13 protein-coding genes and 1 pseudogene are annotated in these 16,875 nt (G+C 73.2%); 8 read left to right on the top strand and 6 right to left on the bottom strand.

Going from position 1 to position 16,875, the window contains the following annotated elements; genetic code table 11:
* Positions 1 to 130 precede the first annotated feature (130 nt).
* The 3 genes from ABZ914_RS28525 to argF form a co-directional block, all read right to left on the bottom strand.
* Complete coding sequence (locus ABZ914_RS28525) at positions 131 to 1,594, bottom strand: amino acid permease (RefSeq protein WP_500196944.1); 1,464 nt, start codon at positions 1,592 to 1,594, stop codon at positions 131 to 133.
* Positions 1,595 to 1,685: 91 nt separating this feature from the next.
* A complete protein-coding gene (gene arcC, locus ABZ914_RS28520) occupies positions 1,686 to 2,621 on the bottom strand; it encodes a carbamate kinase (protein ID WP_387017941.1) in 936 nt (311 codons plus the stop codon).
* 36 nt (positions 2,622 to 2,657) lie between these two features.
* Complete coding sequence (gene argF / locus ABZ914_RS28515) at positions 2,658 to 3,659, bottom strand: ornithine carbamoyltransferase (RefSeq protein ID WP_500196943.1); 1,002 nt, start codon at positions 3,657 to 3,659, stop codon at positions 2,658 to 2,660.
* A 203-nt stretch (positions 3,660 to 3,862) separates the two neighbouring features.
* On the opposite strand from argF, the gene ABZ914_RS28510 reads away from it, so the two are divergent.
* From ABZ914_RS28510 to polX, 5 genes are all read left to right on the top strand, one after another.
* Positions 3,863 to 4,789: an ATP-binding cassette domain-containing protein gene (locus ABZ914_RS28510; RefSeq protein WP_387017938.1), complete on the top strand. Its 927-nt coding sequence runs from the start codon at positions 3,863 to 3,865 to the stop codon at positions 4,787 to 4,789.
* On the top strand, positions 4,786 to 5,589 hold the full coding sequence (locus tag ABZ914_RS28505; RefSeq protein ID WP_500196941.1) for an ABC transporter permease: 804 nt from the start codon (positions 4,786 to 4,788) through the stop codon (positions 5,587 to 5,589). Before ABZ914_RS28510 ends, ABZ914_RS28505 begins: the two co-directional genes overlap by 4 nt.
* A gap of 3 nt (positions 5,590 to 5,592) precedes the next feature.
* On the top strand, positions 5,593 to 6,528 hold the full coding sequence (locus ABZ914_RS28500; protein WP_387017933.1) for an EamA family transporter: 936 nt from the start codon (positions 5,593 to 5,595) through the stop codon (positions 6,526 to 6,528).
* A gap of 158 nt (positions 6,529 to 6,686) precedes the next feature.
* Complete coding sequence (gene prcB, locus ABZ914_RS28495) at positions 6,687 to 7,526, top strand: proteasome subunit beta (RefSeq protein WP_190856371.1); 840 nt, start codon at positions 6,687 to 6,689, stop codon at positions 7,524 to 7,526.
* Positions 7,527 to 7,631: 105 nt separating this feature from the next.
* The gene (gene polX, locus ABZ914_RS28490; RefSeq protein ID WP_500196940.1) at positions 7,632 to 9,362 is read left to right on the top strand and encodes a DNA polymerase/3'-5' exonuclease PolX; all 1,731 of its coding nucleotides are present in this window, start codon (positions 7,632 to 7,634) and stop codon (positions 9,360 to 9,362) included.
* 13 nt (positions 9,363 to 9,375) lie between these two features.
* Here the strand turns inward: polX and ABZ914_RS28485 are convergent, their stop codons facing one another.
* The 3 genes from ABZ914_RS28485 to ABZ914_RS28475 all read right to left on the bottom strand — a co-directional run bounded on the left by ABZ914_RS28485 (position 9,376) and on the right by ABZ914_RS28475 (position 12,723).
* Positions 9,376 to 10,374: a COX15/CtaA family protein gene (locus tag ABZ914_RS28485; protein WP_387017926.1), complete on the bottom strand. Its 999-nt coding sequence runs from the start codon at positions 10,372 to 10,374 to the stop codon at positions 9,376 to 9,378.
* A 47-nt stretch (positions 10,375 to 10,421) separates the two neighbouring features.
* Positions 10,422 to 11,645, bottom strand: coding sequence for a PrsW family intramembrane metalloprotease (locus ABZ914_RS28480; protein ID WP_500196938.1), 1,224 nt, complete (start codon positions 11,643 to 11,645; stop codon positions 10,422 to 10,424).
* A gap of 79 nt (positions 11,646 to 11,724) precedes the next feature.
* Positions 11,725 to 12,723 carry a heme o synthase gene (locus ABZ914_RS28475; protein WP_500196936.1) on the bottom strand — a complete coding sequence of 333 codons (999 nt, stop codon included), beginning with the start codon at positions 12,721 to 12,723 and terminating at the stop codon, positions 11,725 to 11,727.
* Between the two features lie 640 nt (positions 12,724 to 13,363).
* Between ABZ914_RS28475 and tkt the strand changes: the two genes are divergently transcribed.
* The 3 genes and pseudogenes from tkt to ABZ914_RS28460 all read left to right on the top strand — a co-directional run.
* The gene (gene tkt / locus ABZ914_RS28470; protein ID WP_500196935.1) at positions 13,364 to 15,490 is read left to right on the top strand and encodes a transketolase; all 2,127 of its coding nucleotides are present in this window, start codon (positions 13,364 to 13,366) and stop codon (positions 15,488 to 15,490) included.
* 88 nt (positions 15,491 to 15,578) lie between these two features.
* Positions 15,579 to 16,688 (top strand): transaldolase, encoded by a 1,110-nt coding sequence (tal, locus tag ABZ914_RS28465; protein WP_500196933.1) that lies wholly within the window; start codon positions 15,579 to 15,581, stop codon positions 16,686 to 16,688.
* Positions 16,685 to 16,875 (top strand): annotated as a pseudogene (locus tag ABZ914_RS28460) (glucose-6-phosphate isomerase); the annotation flags it as partial. The gene tal and the pseudogene ABZ914_RS28460, both read left to right, overlap by 4 nt.

The following is a 16,875-nucleotide window of genomic DNA, read 5'->3' as shown; positions in this document are numbered from 1 at the left end:
CGCGGCGCCGCCACGCCCCGCAGCACCAGCGCGGCGAGCGCCAGCGCGTCGCCGCCCCGCTCGTCCGGCGAGTACCCGGCGAGGATCCGCAGCGCGAGCCCGTCCGGCGCGTCCGGCCCGTTCGCCCCGCTCATCGCGGCTCCTTCCCGGGAATGCCGGACGCCTCGATCGCCAGGCGCGAATGGCGGCGCCCGTACAGGAAGTAGGCGACCAGCCCGGCGAGGGTCCACAGGGCGAACACGATCCAGGTCACGCTTCCGAGACCGACCATCAGGTACACGCAGAGCGCGACGCCGATCAGCGGCGTCGCCGGGTAGAACGGCGTGCGGAAGCCGCGCGGCAGGTCCGGACGCGTCCGGCGCAGCACGATGACGCCCACGCTGACCAGGGCGAACGCGAACAGCGTGCCGATGCTGGTGGCGTCGACCAGCCGGCCCAGCGGGATCACGGCGGCGAGGATCCCGATGAACGCCGCGACGATCACGGTGTTGGCGACCGGCACCGCCCGGCCCGGGCTGACCCGCTGGAACACGTGCGGGACGAGCCCGTCCCGCGACATCGCGAACAGGATGCGGGTCTGCCCGTACATGACGGTGAGGACGACGCTGGCGATCGCGACCACCGCGCCTAGGGACAGGATCATCGACGGCCAGGCCCGGCCGGTCGCCTCGTCCAGCACCAGGGCCAGCGACGCCTCCGACCCGCTGAGCGAGAACCGGGTCCAGTGCAGGGCGCCGACCGCGGCCAGCCCGACCAGCACGTACACCGCCGTCACGATCGCCAGCGACAGGACGATCGCGAGGGGCAGGTCGCGGCGCGGGTTGCGCGCCTCCTCGCCGGCGGTGGACGCGGCGTCGAACCCGATGTAGGAGAAGAACACCTTCGACCCGGCGGCGCTGATGCCCGCCCATCCCAGCGGCGCGAACGGGGTCAGGTTGCCCGAGTGGAACGCGGTGAAGGCGACCGCGCAGAAGAACAGCAGCACGGCGATCTTCAGGAACACCATGACGGTGTTGGCGCGGGCGCTCTCGGACGTGCCGCGCAGCAGCAGCAGAGCGGCGATCAGCACCACGACCACGGCCGGGACGTTGACCAGCCCGCCGTCCCCCGGCGGGTTGCTGATCGCGGCCGGCATCGTGCCGCCGACCGCCTTGTCGAAGAACTCGTTCAGGTAGGAGCCCCAGCCGACCGCGACGGCCGACACCGAGACCGCGTACTCCAGCAGCAGGCACCACCCGCACACCCACGCCACCAGCTCGCCGAGCGTCGCGTAGGCGTAGGAGTAGGACGAGCCGGACACCGGGATCGTCCCGGCGAGCTCGGCGTAGGACAGCGCGGAGAACAGCGCCGTCACCGCGGCGAGCACGAACGACAGCACCACCGCCGGGCCCGCCTTCGGCACCGCCTCCCCCAGCACCACGAAGATCCCGGTGCCGAGGGTCGCGCCCACGCTGAACAGGGTCAGCTGCAGCAGGCTCATCGAGCGCCGCAGCTCGCCGCCCTCGCCATGCCCGCCCTCGGCGACGATCCGGTCGACCGGCTTGGTCCGCACCAGCGACCGCGCGAACGACCCGCGGCCCGCCCCGGCGGTCACCGGGCGCTCCGGCGCGGCGCGGTGGCGGTCACCATGGTCGCAATGGTCACGTGCGTCGCAGTGGTCGCCCGCGTCACGGTGATCATCCGGGTCACAGGGTGCTCGCCAGCGGCCAGGTCGCGTTCGGGGTCACGATCGTGCCCGCGGTCCCCGCGAGGATGTCGACGCACTCGTCCAGCAGCCCGATCGCGGCCATGTCGCCGGTGCGCTCCACGAACCCGGCGACGGCGGCGACCTTCGGCCCCATCGACCCGTCCGGGAACTCCTCGCCGCGCAGCTCGTACGGGGTGGTGTGGTGGATCGCCTCCTGCCGGTCCGTCCCGTAGTGCCGCATGACGTTCGGGACGTCGGTGAGGATCAGCAGCGCGTCCGCGTCCAGCGTCTCGGCCAGCACCGACGCGGTGTGGTCCTTGTCGATCACCGCCTCGACGCCCTCCAGCCGGCCGACGTCGTTGCGGAACACCGGGACGCCCCCGCCGCCCGCGCACACCACGACCGTCCCGGCCCGTACCAGCTCCCGGATCAGCCGGGTCTCGATCACCCGCTGCGGCTTCGGCGACGGCACCACGCGGCGCCAGCGCTCCCCGTCCCTGCGGACCGTCCAGCCGTACTCGGCGGCCAGCCGCTCGGCCTCCTCCCGCTCGTACACCTGCCCCACGAACTTGGTCGGGTTCTGGAACGCCGGGTCCACCGCGGACACCAGCGTCTGGTTGACCATCGCCATCACCTGGCGTCCGGGCAGCGCGTTCTGCAGCGCCTGCAGCAGCCAGTACCCGATCATCCCCTGCGTCTCCGCGCCGATGGTGTCCAGCGGGTAGGGCCGGGTCAGCCGGCCGTCGTTCTGGCTCTCCAGCGCCAGCACCCCGACCTGCGGGCCGTTGCCGTGCGTCACGATCAGCTCGTGCTCCTCGGCGAGCGGCGCGAGCGCCCGGACGGCCCGGTCCACGTTGGCCCGCTGGAGCCGGGCGTCCGGCGTCTCCCCGCGCTTGACCAGCGCGTTCCCACCGAGCGCGACGACGACGCGCATCTCCCCCCTCCCCCGCGGCCCCGGCCCGGCGGCCGCTCAGCCGAGCGTCGCGACCAGCACGGCCTTGATCGTGTGCATCCGGTTCTCGGCCTCGTCGAACACGATCGAGGCGTCCGACTCGAACACCTCCTCGGTGACCTCCAGCGCCGCCAGGCCGGTCCGGCGGAAGATCTCCTCGCCGAGCACGGTCTCCCGGTTGTGGAAGGCGGGGAGGCAGTGCATGAACTTCGCGTCCGGGTTCCCGGTCGCGCGCATCACCTCGGAGTCGACCTGGTACGGCTTGAGCAGCGTGATGCGCTCGTCCCAGACGTCCGCGGGCTCGCCCATCGACACCCACACGTCGGTGAGGACGAAGTCGGCGCCGCGCACGCCCTGCGCCACGTCCTCGGTGATGGTGATCTCCGCGCCGGTCCGCGCCGCGACCGCGTTGGCGGGGTCGACGACCGTCTTCCCGTCCGGCCACAGCGTCCTCGGCGCGACGATCCGGACGTCCATGCCCAGCAGCGCCCCCGCGACCACGTACGAGTGCCCCATGTTGTTGCGCGCGTCGCCCAGGTAGGCGTACGTGACGTCGCGCAGGGGCTTGTCGCTGTGCTCGCGCATGGTGAGCATGTCGGCGAGCATCTGCGTCGGATGCCACTCGTCGGTCAGCCCGTTCCACACCGGGACGCCCGCGTGCTCCGCCAGCTCCTCCACGTAGTGCTGCCGCGAGCCCCGGTACTCGATGCCGTCGAACATGCGGCCCAGCACGCGGGCGGTGTCCTTCATCGACTCCTTGTAGCCGATCTGGGAGCCGGCCGGGTCCAGGTAGGTCGTGTGGGCGCCCTGGTCGTGCGCGGCGACCTCGAACGCGCAGCGCGTCCGCGTCGAGGGCCGCTCGAAGATCAGCGCGATGTTGCGGCCCTCCAGGCGGCGCCGCTCCGTCCCGCTGTACCGGGCGGCCTTCAGCTCGGCGGCCAGGTCGATGAGGAAGCCGAACTCCTTCGGGGCGAGGTCGAGCTCGCGGGTGAGGCTGCGCCCGCGCAGGTTGTAGGCCATCGGTCCCCGGTCCCCCGTTCGGCGTGCCGTCGGGCCACCGGCCCCGCCCCCGGTGACAGGCCGAGAGCTTCCCCCCGCCCCACCGGGCGAAACCAGGGCCGTCCGGGGCTCCCCGGACCCGCCCGGCGCTTTTACCCGGCCTTCACCCGGCACCGGCGGCACCCCGCGCGGAGCCGTCCTGCGGCGGACCTAAACTCATTGCCATGACAACCCCCGGAGACGGCGCCGTCGAGCTGGACGCGCTCGTCAAGCGCTATGGCACGGCGACGGCCGTGGACGGCCTGTCGTTCAGCGCCGCCCGGGGCGCCGTCACCGCGCTCCTCGGCCCGAACGGCGCGGGCAAGACCACCACGATCGAGATCTGCGAGGGGTTCCGCCGCGCCGACGCGGGCACCGTCCGCGTCCTCGGTCTGGACCCGGTCGCCGACGCGCGGGCGCTCAAGCCCCGCGTCGGGGTGATGCCGCAGTCGGGCGGCGTGCCGGGCACCGCGAAGGCCGCCGAGTTCCTGCGGCTGGTCGCCTCGTTCCACGCCACGCCCCTCGACCCGGCGGCGCTGCTGGCGCGGCTCGGCCTCACCGAGCACGCCCGCACCCCGTTCCGCCGCATGTCGGGCGGCCAGCAGCAGCGGCTGTCGCTCGCGGTCGCCGTGGTCGGACGGCCCGAGCTGGTCTTCCTCGACGAGCCGTCCACCGGCCTCGACCCGCAGGCGCGGCACGCCACCTGGGAGCTGATCGAGGAGCTCCGCGCGGCCGGCGTCTCGGTGGTCCTCACCACGCACAACATGGAGGAGGCCGAGCGGCTCGCCGACAAGGTCGTGATCGTCGACCACGGCAAGGTCGTGGCCGAGGGCGGCCCGGCGGAGCTCACCGGCGCCGAGCGGCAGCTGCGCTTCCGCGCCCGGCCCGGCCTCGGGCTGGAGGAGCTGCTGTCGGCGCTGCCCGCCGGGAGCGCCGCGAAGGAGTCGCCCGCCGGGCACTACCTGATCGAGGCCGACGTCAGCCCGGAACTGCTCGCCACCGTCACCGCCTGGTGCGCCTCGCACGGGGTGATGACCGAGGACCTGCGGATCGAGCGCCGCACACTGGAGGACGTCTTCCTCGAACTGACCGGACGGGAGCTGCGTTCATGACCACGACACCGGCGGCGACGCCCGCCGCGGCGCCGGCCGCGCTGGACCTGTCGCCCGCGCCGGGCGCGGTCCCGCTGCCGCGGATGATCCTGTCGCAGGCCGGCTACGAGTTCCGGGCCGTGGTGCGCAACGGCGAGCAGCTCCTGCTCACCCTGATCATCCCCGTGGTGCTGCTGACGCTGTTCGGCGCCACCTCGCTGCTGGACCTCGGCTCCGGCCGCAGGGTCGACTTCCTCGCCCCCGGCATCCTCGCGCTCGCGGTGATGTCCACCGCGTTCACCGGGCAGGCGATCGGCACCGGGTTCGAGCGCCGCTACGGCGTGCTCAAGCGGCTCGGCGCCACGCCGCTGCCGCGCGGCGGGCTGATCGCCGCCAAGACGCTGTCGGTGGTCGCCGTCGAGATCCTGCAGGCGGTCGTGGTGTGCGCGGTCGCGCTGGCGCTCGGCTGGCACCCGCACGGCGACCCCGTCTCGGTGGTCGTCCTGCTGCTGCTCGGGACGGCCGCGTTCAGCGGGTTCGGGCTGTTGATGGCCGGGACGCTGCGGGCCGAGGCCACCCTCGCCGCCGCGAACCTGGTCTACATCCTGCTGCTGGCCGTCGGCGGCGTGGTGTTCCCCCTCGACAAGTTCCCCGGCGCCGTCCGGGACGTGCTGGAGCTGCTGCCGATCTCGGCGCTCGCCGACGGGCTGCGGCAGGTGCTGCAGCACGGCGCGGCGTTCCCCGGCAAGCCGCTGCTGGTCCTCGCGGTGTGGGCGGCCGCCGGGCTCGCCCTCGCCGCCCGCTTCTTCCGCTGGGAGTGATCGTTGGCACTCGCTGAGGCCCCCGGGTCCTACGGCGCGGCGGGCCGGGCGGCCCGGCGTGCCCGCACGCTGTCGCTCGGCTCGGTGCCGCCGCCCGCGATGATCCTGCTCGGCATCGTGTCCGTGCAGGTCGGCGCGGGTCTGGCCAAGCACCTGTTCGAGCGGCTGCCGCCGACGTCGGTGGTGTCGATCCGGCTGCTGGCGTCGGCGCTCGTGCTGGGCTTCCTCGCCCGCCGGGGGCTGCGGACGATCCTGCGCGACCACTCCTGGACGAGCCTGGCGTTCGCCGCGGGCTACGGGCTCGTGCTGGCGATCATGAACTTCGCGTTCTACCAGTCGCTGTCGCGGATCCCGCTCGGGGTGGCGGTGACCATCGAGTTCCTCGGGCCGCTGTCGGTCGCGATCGTCGGCTCGCGCCGCCCGCGGGACCTGCTGTGGGTCGTGCTGGCGGGCGCGGGCGTGCTGATGCTCGCCCGGGGCGGCGGCCACGTGAACCTCGCCGGGATCGCGTTCGCGCTGGTCGCCGCGGTCGGCTGGGCGTGCTACATCCTGCTGACCGCCGCCACCGGCCGGCGGATCCCGGGCACGACCGGCCTCGCCCTCGCCAGCATCATCGGCACGCTGGTCATGCTGCCGGGCGGGATCGCGGCGGGCGGCGGCGCCGTGTTCGACCCGTGGCTGCTGCTGATCGGGCTCGGCGTCGGGCTGCTGTCGTCGGTGATCCCCTACTCGCTGGAGCTGGAGGCGCTGCGGCGGGTGCCCGCCCGCGTGTTCGGCATCCTGATGAGCCTGGAGCCCGCCGTCGCCGCGCTGGTGGGCGTGGTCGTGCTCGGCGAGGTGCTCAGCGGACGGCAGTGGGTCGCGATCGCCTGCGTCATCGTGGCCTGTGCGGGCGCCACGCGGAGCCGGAAGGAGCCGCCGGAGGCCCCCGAGGTCTGAGGGCGCCTCTCCGCCGGCTCGCCGCCGACGGCCGTCCCGGGCGAATCGGCCCTGCCGCGACGGGGCATGGGGTGGGCGAGCGTGGCAGGATCGGTGGAAGGATCACTGCAGGAGCACCAGCACCACCCGAGCAGCACACCCAGCAGAGAGGAGCCGCCGTGACCGGCCGGACCGATGACCAGGGACTGCCGCCGGAGTTCTTCGAGGCGGGACCGGCGTCGTTCGTCGACTTCCTGCGCCACCACTCGCCCGACCTGCTGCCCGTCAACCGGGTGCCGGACGCCGGGACCGTCCCCGAGCTGCCGCACGGCACCACCGTGCTCGCGCTGACGATCCCGGGCGGCGTCATGATGGCCGGGGACCGCCGCGCCACGCAGGGCAACCGGATCGCCTACCGCGAGCTGGACAAGGTCCAGCGGGCCGACGAGTACTCCGCGGTGGCGTTCGCCGGGACGGTCGGGCTCGCGCTGGAGATGGTCCGGCTGTTCCAGGTGGAGCTGGAGCACTACGAGAAGATGGAGACGGTCCCGCTGTCGCTGCCCGGCAAGGCCCGCCGGCTCGGCGCCGTCATCCAGGCCAACCTCGCCCAGGCCATGCAGGGGCTCGCGGTCGTCCCGCTGTTCGCCGGGTACGACCCCGACACCGACGACGCCCGGATCTACACCTACGACATCACCGGCGCCCCGCAGCTCGCCCGCGACTACCACGCGGACGGCTCCGGCTCCCCCTACGCGCTGGGCGCGCTGAAGAAGCTGTACCGGCCCGACCTGTCGGTGGAGGACGCCGCGACGGTGTGCGTCCAGGCCCTGTACGACGCCGCCGACGACGACACGGCCACCGGCGGGCCCGACCTGTCCCGGCGCATCTACCCGACGATCGCGGCCGTCACCGCGGACGGCTACCGGCAGCTGCCCGAGGAGCAGGTCTCCGCGATCGCCGCGGAGGTGCTGGAGGGCCGGATGCGCGAACCGAACGGCCCGGTCGCACCGCTGCGCTGATCCGCCGCCGGGACGGCGGGGCGACACGGAGCGTCGCGACGGCGACCGCGCTCTGTGACCCCGCCGGCTCCGGGAACGTCGTACCCGGCTCATAGACTCGGCCCTATGGCACGCGCGAACGACGAGGCCGCCGCCCTCATCCAGGAACTGGCCGACCTCCTCTCCATCACCGGCGGAGACGCCTTCAAGATCCGGGCGTACGAGAAGGCCGCGCGGGCGATCGCGGGCCATCCCGACGACATCTCCGAACTCGACCTGGCCGGGCTGCGCAAGATCCCGACGGTCGGCGAGGCGATCGCCAAGAAGGTCCTCGACTACACCACCACCGGCACGATCCGGCAGGTCGAGGAGCTGCGCACGCAGATCCCCGCGGGCGTCCGCGCGCTCACCGCGATCCCGACGCTCGGCCCGAAGAAGGCCCTGGCCGTCTACGAGGAGCTCGGCATCTCGTCGGTGGACGAGCTGGCCGAGGCCATCAAGGAGGGCCGGCTGCGCGGGCTGAAGGGCTTCGGCGCCAAGACCGAGGACAACATCCTGCGCGGCATCGAGCTGATGCGCAGCTCCGGCGAGCGCGTCCTGCTGGACGCCGCCGCGGGCGTCGCCGACGAGGTCGTCGCGGCGCTGTCGGCGCTCCCCCAGGTCGAGCGGTGCGCGCACGCGGGCTCGCTGCGCCGGATGCGCGAGACGATCGGCGACGTCGACGTACTCGCCGCGTCCACCGACCCGCACCCGATCATGGAGGCGTTCACCGCGCTGCCGCTCGTCGCCGAGGTGATCGTCGGCGGCGACAAGAAGACCTCGATCCGCACCGACCGGGGCCTGCAGGTCGACCTGCGCGTCGTCCCGCCGGAGGCGTGGGGCGCGGCGCTCCAGTACTTCACCGGCTCGCAGGCGCACAACATCCGCACCCGCGAGATCGCGGTGAAGGCGGGACTGAAGCTGTCGGAGTACGGGCTGTTCGACGCCGACTCCGGCGACCTGATCGTGTCCCGGACGGAGGACGAGGTCTACGAGCGGCTCGGCCTGCCGTGGATCCATCCCGCGCTGCGCGAGGACACCGGGGAGATCGAGGCGGCGCTGAAGGACGAGCTGCCCCGCCTGGTCACCGTCGAGGACCTGCGGGGCGACCTGCACAGCCACACCGACCTCACCGACGGCATCGCCTCCCTGGAGGACATGGTCGCCGCCGCCGCGGACCGGGGGCTGGAGTACTACGCGATCACCGACCACGCGCCGAACCTGTTCATGCAGCGGATGACGGACGAGAAGATGCTCGCCCAGCGCGAGCGGGTCCGCGAGCTGCAGAAGCGGTACCCCGGCCTGGTCCTGCTCCACGGCACCGAGCTGAACATCGACCCGGACGGCGGCGTCGACTGGGACGCCGGCTTCCTCGCGGGCTTCGACATCTGCGTGGCGTCCGTCCACTCGCACTTCACCCAGGACGAGGCGGAGATGACGCGCCGGCTCGTCCGCGCCTGCGAGAACCCGCACGTGCACGTGATCGGCCATCCGACGGCGCGCAGCATCGGCCGCCGCCCGCCGGTGGACGCCGACTGGGACGAGGTGTTCCGGACCGCCGCCCGCACGGGCACGGCGATGGAGATCGACTCGTTCCCCGACCGGCTCGACCTGCCCGCCGACCTGATCCGCCGCGCGAAGCGGTTCGGGGTGCGGTTCTCCGTCGACACCGACGCGCACTCGCTCGGGCACCACCGCAACATCCGCTACGGGATCGGCACCGCCCAGCGGGGATGGCTCACGCCCGACGACGTCATCAACACCTGGCCGCTGGAGCGCCTGCGCGCCTTCCTCCGCAAGGACGAGGGCGCGCGGTGAGCGGCGGCGGGGCTCAGGCGGGCTGAGGGGCCTCGGCGGGACGGGCGGGCACCGCGCGCGGCCGCGCCTCCGGCATCGGGCCGCGGTCGCGGAGCGCGAAGAACAGCCGGAACGCCGCGATCCACATCAGCACCGCGCCGAGCATGTGCAGCAGCACCAGCCCGGCGGGGACGCCCAGGAAGTACTGGGTGTAGCCGACGGCGCCCTGCGCGACGATCAGCGCGATCAGCTCCCACGCGCGGCGCTTGGCGGCCGCGGGGCCGCCGGTGCGGTACAGCGCGATGGTGACGGCGATCGTGAACGCGATGGTGACCCACGCCAGCTCGCCGTGGATGCGCGCCACGTCCTCGATGTTGAAGCCGTAGCGGCGGGACGAGGCGTCCCCGGCGTGCGGGCCGGTGCCGGTGACGACGGTGCCCGCGACAAGCACGGCCGCGGAGGCGACCAGGAGCAGCGCGCCGAGGCGGCGCGTCCACGGCCCGGCGAGGGGCCGGGCGGGCGCGTCGCCCTCGCCGGCGCGCACCCACAGCGCCACGCAGAACACCAGCAGCGCCGGCGAGACGAGGAAGTGCGCCGACACCGCGGCCGGGTTCAGGTCGGTGAGCACGACGATGCCGCCGATGACGGCCTGCGCGACGACGCTCATCGGCTGGGCGAGCGACCACCAGACGAGGTCGCGTCGGCGCGGCACGAGGCGCAGCGCGGCGACGAACACCAGCACGCCGATCGCCAGCACCACGAAGGTGATGAGCCGGTTGCCGAACTCGACCGCCATGTTGAACGCGTGGTGGTCGGCGTTGCGGGTGGGGACGAGGCTGTCGCCCGAGCAGCGCGGCCACTCCGGGCAGCCGAGCCCCGACTCGGTGAGCCGGACGAGGCCGCCGCTGACCACGATCACCACGTTGCCGACGACGCCGAGCAGCGCCAGCAGCCGCACCGACCCGGGGGTGGGGTGCCACACGGCGTCCCAGGCACGGATCAGCGGGTTCGTCGACGACTTTCGCTCAGCCACGCGTCAATCGTATGGCCGCCCTCCCGTGCCCCCGACGCACCCCCCGGTTACCGCGTGTACGGGCCGGGCGGGGGCGGCGGCAGGAAGCCGGACGGGCCCTGCGGCGCCCACGGCGGCGCTCCCGCGACGGCGCCGCCGCCGCGCGGCGGGGTCCGCAGGAACGCCTGCCTCGCCAGCGACATCAGCTCCAGCAGGGAGTCGCGGCGGGCCGCGAACCAGTGCGGCTCGGCGTTGCCGCGGTCGGCGCGCTTGTGCAGTAGCGCGAGCTCGGTGGCGGCGAGCTGGTAGTCGACCATCGCGCGGGCGGCGGGCGGGCCGCCGACGGACCTGGCCCAGCGGCGCGCGGCCCGCCGCGACGGGATGGACCGCAGCATCCGCACGTCCTGCGGGGTCACCAGGCCGGTGCCGGCGTACATCGGCAGGTACGCCTCGATGCGCCGGACGGTGTGCCGCCGCTCGACGGCGACGATGACGATCAGCGTGACCAGGACGCAGAAGTCGAGGAGGTACACGATGCCGAGGCCGCCGAGCCCGAAGGTCGTGGCGCCGTTCCACAGGCCGTGCAGGATCATCGCGCCGAGCAGCCCGAGGACGGGCGCGGCGATCTGGCCACGCCGGTGGGTGGCGGCGTAGGCGACGCCGAGGCCGGTCATCGAGGTGAACAGCGGGTGGCTGAGCGGCGCGATCAGGCCGCGCAGGATGAACACCGTCTGCAGCTGCTGGGCGCCGCCGTCCTCGAACGCCCGCATGTAGTAGGTGATGTTCTCCATCATCGCGAAGCCGAGGCCGACCATGGCGGCGTAGATGATGCCGTCGGCGAAGCCGTCGATCTCGTTGCGGCGGAACCACAGCATGCCGAACAGCACGGCGCCCTTCAGCGACTCCTCGATGACGGGGGCGCCGAAGGTGGCGCTGACGAAGTGCCCCTTGGTCTCGCCGAAGATCGGGACGGTGACGTACAGCAGGCCGAGGGTGTTCAGCACCAGCGCGCCGAGGACGGCGACGCCCGCGCCCCACATGAACGCGAAGATCAGGGCGCGCGGCGGTTCGGGTTCCAGCCGGTCGAGGGTGAGGGCGAGCGCCACCAGCGCCGGGATCGGCAGGATCGCCAGGACGACCCCGACCCAGAACCCGGCGCCGCCGGACAGGACGTCGGCGGCGAGCGCGAGCACCACGCACAGCGACGAGACGGTCAGCCCGACGATGAGGCCGACCGGGGGCCGGCCGGGGATCCGGCCTTCGAGCACGGCCTTGGGGTCCACACGCGCCATGACGTGAGCGTAACGGGTCGGCGCAGGTCCTCGCGGGTCGCGGCGTCGTGGGCCGGTCCCGCGAGGGGCCGTGCGGGCGTCAGTGCAGCAGCGGGTCCACCGCGACGGCGGTGAACAGCAGCGCCAGGTACACGTTCGACAGGTGGAAGAACCGCATCGGCCGCAGGTGCACGCCGGTCACGCCGGCGCGGACGGCCTTGAGGAGCCGGTGCCCCTCGGCGAGGAAGACCAGGCCGAGGACGACCGCGACGGCCCCGTACACCGGGCCCATCGCGGCGACGGGCCACAGCGCCAGCGAGCACGCGACGGTGGCGTAGGTGTAGACGAGGCTCTCGGTGATGACGCGGCGCTCGGTCGCGACGACGGGCAGCATCGGCACCTTGGCGACCGCGTAGTCCTCGCGGTAGCGCATCGCCAGCGTCCAGGTGTGCGGCGGCGTCCACAGGAACACGACGCCGAACAGCACGAACGGCGTCCAGTCCAGGCTGTTGGTGATCGCCGTCCAGCCGATCAGGACCGGCATGCAGCCGGCGATGCCGCCCCATACGACGTTCTGCGACGTCCGCCGCTTGAGCAGCAGCGAGTACACGAAGACGTAGAACAGGATCGCGAACAGCGACCCGGCGGCCGACAGCGGGTTGACGGTGACGAAGAACCCGGCCGTGGACACCAGGGCGAGGGTGATCCCGAACACCAGCGCGCGGGCCGGGGTGACCTGCGCGCGGGCCAGCGGACGGCGCCGGGTGCGGCGCATCTTGACGTCGATGTCGCGGTCGATGTAGCAGTTGATCGCGTTCGCGGCGCCGGCCGACATGGCCCCGAAGGAGAAGGTCAGCAGCACCGTCGACAGCGGCGGCACGCCGCGCTGGGCGAGGAACATCACCGGGATCGTGGTGATCAAGAGCAGCTCGATCACGCGCGGCTTGGTGAGCGCCACGTAGGCGCGCACACTGGCGCCGATCGACCGGCGGGCGGTCTCGGCCACCGGCTCCGGCGCGGCGGGCGCCCCCGGCGCACGCCCGTCGAGCGGCACCGGCTCGTCGAGCTCGACCCCGCGCTTGTTACTGAGCACCGTCACAATCGGGTCCACGTCCAACTAGGCATGAAGAAATCGCGTACCACCTCGGCGGCGCCCCCGCTTCCGGGCCGGCCTCGGTCGAGTGCAACTTCGGCTTGGTGATCCTGCTTGGTCCTGCACGGCGGCCGTCGTCGTCGGCCGCGCCATCACTGTAGTCCGACCCCCGCCGGGGGCGTGCACCGGGGCACCGGACGCGCCGGTCCCCCTGGCGAAGCGCGTTCCGCAGGCCGTTCTGGAGGGCGTTCCCGAGGCCGTCGGAAGCCCATCCAGGAGGCCGTCCCCCGGCGCGGGGGGCGGAAACCCGTTCCCCCCTCGGTATCACCCGTGCGGGGGGTTAGTCCCGGAACCGATCGGGCAAGGGTGCAGGGAGCGGCGCGGACCTGGCGCGGGCGGCGGCGCCGTTTCGTCGTGTTCTCGCTCTCGCCTGCGGCGGCCCGCCCGCGCGATAGGCTCGCCGAGGGCGCGGCATGATCTTCGCGAGGCCACGGCAGGTGGCCGCAAGGGGGCCCGAGGGAAGACGGACGGCGCCGCCGGACGTTGCGGCAACAGGGGGCCGCGGCACGGGTGCCGGTCATGCCGCGCGGCGGCACATCGCTAATGAACTCTGTACGACAGCGGTTCGAGAGGAGCCTGGCGTTCCGTGAGCAGGGACAGCAGCACGTTTGAATGGTCCGACCTGGACAAGCGGGCGGTGGACGTCATCCGCGCCCTCGCCATGGACGCGGTCGAGGAGGCGGGCTCCGGCCACCCCGGGACGGCGATGAGCCTCGCGCCCGCCGCCTACCTTCTGTTCCAGCGGTTCCTTCGGCACGACCCGACGGACCCCGAGTGGGCCGGCCGGGACAGGTTCGTCCTGTCCTGCGGGCACTCCAGCCTGACCCTTTACATCCAGCTCTACCTTTCGGGCTACCCGCTGACGCTGGCGGACCTCAAGTCGCTGCGCAAGTGGGGCAGCCTCACCCCCGGCCACCCCGAGCACGGGCACACCGCGGGCGTCGAGACGACCACGGGCCCGCTGGGGCAGGGCATCGCGAACGCGGTCGGGATGGCGATGGCGGCCCGCCGCGAGCGCGGCCTGTTCGACCCGGACGCGCCGGCGGGCGAGTCCCCCTTCGACCACACCATCTGGGCGTTCGCGTCCGACGGCGACATCGAGGAGGGCATCAGCCACGAGGCGAGCGCCCTGGCGGCCCACCAGCGGCTCGGCAACCTGGTCCTGCTGTACGACGACAACCACATCTCGATCGAGGACGACACCGCGATCGCGCTGTCGGAGGACGTGCGGGCCCGCTACGAGGCGTACGGCTGGGACGTCCACCACGTCGACTGGACCGTGAACGGCGACTACGAGGAGAACGTGGCCGCGCTGGCGGCGGCGTTCGAGGCGGCCAAGGCGGAGACCGCCCGGCCGTCGTTCATCGCGCTGCGCACGATCATCGGCTGGCCGGCGCCGAACAAGAAGAACACCGGCAAGATCCACGGCTCGGCGATGGGCGCCGAGGAGATCGCCGCGACCAAGCGGATCCTCGGCCTGGACCCGGCCGAGTCGTTCATCGTCCCGGACGACGTGCTGGCGCACGCCCGCGAGGTCTCGGACCGGGGCCGCGCGCTGCACGCCGAGTGGGAGAAGGCGTTCCAGGCGTGGCGGTCGGCGAACCCCGAGCGCGCCGCCGAGTACGACCGGATCAGCGCCCGGCACCTGCCCGCGGGCTGGGAGGAGAAGCTGCCGGAGTTCCCGGCGGGCAAGGACGTCGCGACGCGCGCCGCGTCCGGCGACGTGCTGACCGCGCTGGCGCCGGTGCTGCCGGAGCTGTGGGGCGGGTCGGCCGACCTCGCCGAGAGCAACAACACCACGATGAAGGGCGAGCCGTCCTTCATCCCCGAGGAGTTCCAGACCAAGGAGTTCCCGGGCGACCGGTACGGCCGCACGCTGCACTTCGGCGTCCGCGAGCACGCGATGGGCGCGATCTGCAACGGCATCGCGCTGCACGGCGGCACCCGGCCCTACGCGGGCACGTTCCTGATCTTCAGCGACTACATGCGGCCGGCGGTCCGGCTCGCGGCGCTGATGAAGCTGCCGGTCACCTACGTGTGGACGCACGACTCCATCGGCCTCGGCGAGGACGGCCCGACGCACCAGCCGGTCGAGCACCTGTGGGCGCTGCGGGCGATCCCGGGGCTGGACGTCGTCCGCCCGGCGGACGCCAACGAGACCGCGGTCGCGTGGCGGACCGTCCTGGAGCACACCGACCGCCCGGCGGGCCTCGCGCTGACCCGGCAGAAGCTGCCGACGCTGGAGCGCGACGGCGAGATCGCGTCCGCCGAGGGCACCGCCAAGGGCGGCTACGTGCTGGCCGACGCCGAGGGCGGGCAGCCCGAGGTGATCCTTATCGCCACGGGCAGCGAGGTGCAGCTGGCGCTGGAGGCGCGGGACACGCTCCAGTCCCAGGGCACCCCGACCCGCGTGGTGTCGATGCCGTGCGTCGAGTGGTTCGAGGAGCAGCCCGACGCCTACAAGCAGCAGGTCCTGCCGCCCGGGGTGCGGGCGCGCGTGTCGGTGGAGGCCGGCGTGGCGCTCGGCTGGCGGACCTACGTCGGCGACGCCGGCTCCTCGGTGTCGCTGGAGCACTTCGGCGCGTCCGCCGACTACAAGACGCTGTTCGAGCAGTTCGGCCTCACCGCCGAGCGGGTCGTCGCGGCGGCGAAGGCGAGCCTGATCAAGGCCGGCGTCAAGGACGCCGGCCGGGGCAGCACCACCGGGAACTAGCGGCCGCCGGGCCCCCGCCGACCGCCCCCGCGGGCCGGGGGCCCGGCGCGGCCGACCCCCCGCGGAACTCGACGACGAGGAGAAAGCGATGAGTGACATCCTGAAGGCGCTCTCGGACGAGGGCGTGTCGATCTGGCTGGACGACATCAGCCGGGAGCGGCTGCGCAGCGGGAACCTGGAGCAGCTGGTCAAGGACAAGCACGTCGTCGGCGTCACCTCCAACCCGACGATCTTCGCCAAGGCGCTGAGCAAGGGCAGCGCCTACGACGACCAGGTGCGCGACCTGGCGGTGCGCGGCGTGGACGTCGAGGAGGCGTCCCGGGCGATCACCACCTACGACATCCGCTGGGGCTGCGACGTGCTGCGCCCGGTCTACGACCGGACCGACGGCCTGGACGGCCGCGTGTCGATCGAGGTGGACCCGCGGCTGGCCCGCGACACCGAGAAGACGGTCGCCGAGGCGCGCGCGCTGTGGTGGATGGTGGACCGGCCCAACCTGTTCATCAAGATCCCGGCGACCGAGGAGGGCCTGCCCGCGATCACCGCGGCGCTGGCCGAGGGCATCAGCGTGAACGTGACGCTGATCTTCTCGCTGGAGCGCTACGGCAAGGTGATCGACGCGTTCTTCGAGGGCCTGGAGAAGGCCCGCGCGAACGGGCACGACCTGCCGACGATCGCGTCGGTGGCGTCGTTCTTCGTGAGCCGGGTCGACACCGAGATCGACAAGCGGCTCGACAAGATCGGGTCGGAGGACGCCAAGAAGCTGCGGTCCAAGGCGGGGCTGGCGAACGCGCGGCTGGCGTACGCGCTGTACGAGGAGAAGTTCGGCACGGACCGCTGGAAGGCGCTGAAGGACGCGGGCGCCCGCCCGCAGCGTCCGCTGTGGGCCTCGACCGGCGTGAAGGACCCGAACCTCGCCGACACGCTGTACGTGGACGAGCTGGTGGCGCCGGGCACCGTGAACACGATGCCGGAGGCGACGCTAGAGGCGGAGGCCGACCACGGCCAGCTGCGCGGCGACACCGTCCGGGGCGCCTATGACGACGCTCGCGCGCACATGGCGGCGCTCAAGGACGCGGGCGTCGACTACGACGACGTCGTGCGGGTCCTGGAGGAGGAGGGCGTCGAGAAGTTCGAGGCGTCCTGGAAGGAGCTGCTCGGCTCCATCGACGGCGAGCTGAAGGACAAGAGCGCGTGACGTCGGTGGTGACCGCCGGGGGGATCTCGGTCACCATCCGCGGCGCCGTCGTCGACGAGAGCGAGACGGTCCTGGACCGTCTCGCCTCCGACGGCGTGCCGAGTTCGCTGGCGTCCCGCAACGCCAAGCTGTGGGGGCCGGACGCGGCCCCGCTGGCCGCCCGCCGGCTGGGCTGGCTGGGCCTGCC

It is taken from the genome of Spirillospora sp. NPDC046719, assembly GCF_040645715.1.
Classification (GTDB): Bacteria; Actinomycetota; Actinomycetes; order Streptosporangiales; family Streptosporangiaceae; genus Spirillospora.
Note: the sequence above shows the minus strand (reverse complement) of the source record. Positions and strands in the feature narration are given on the sequence as shown.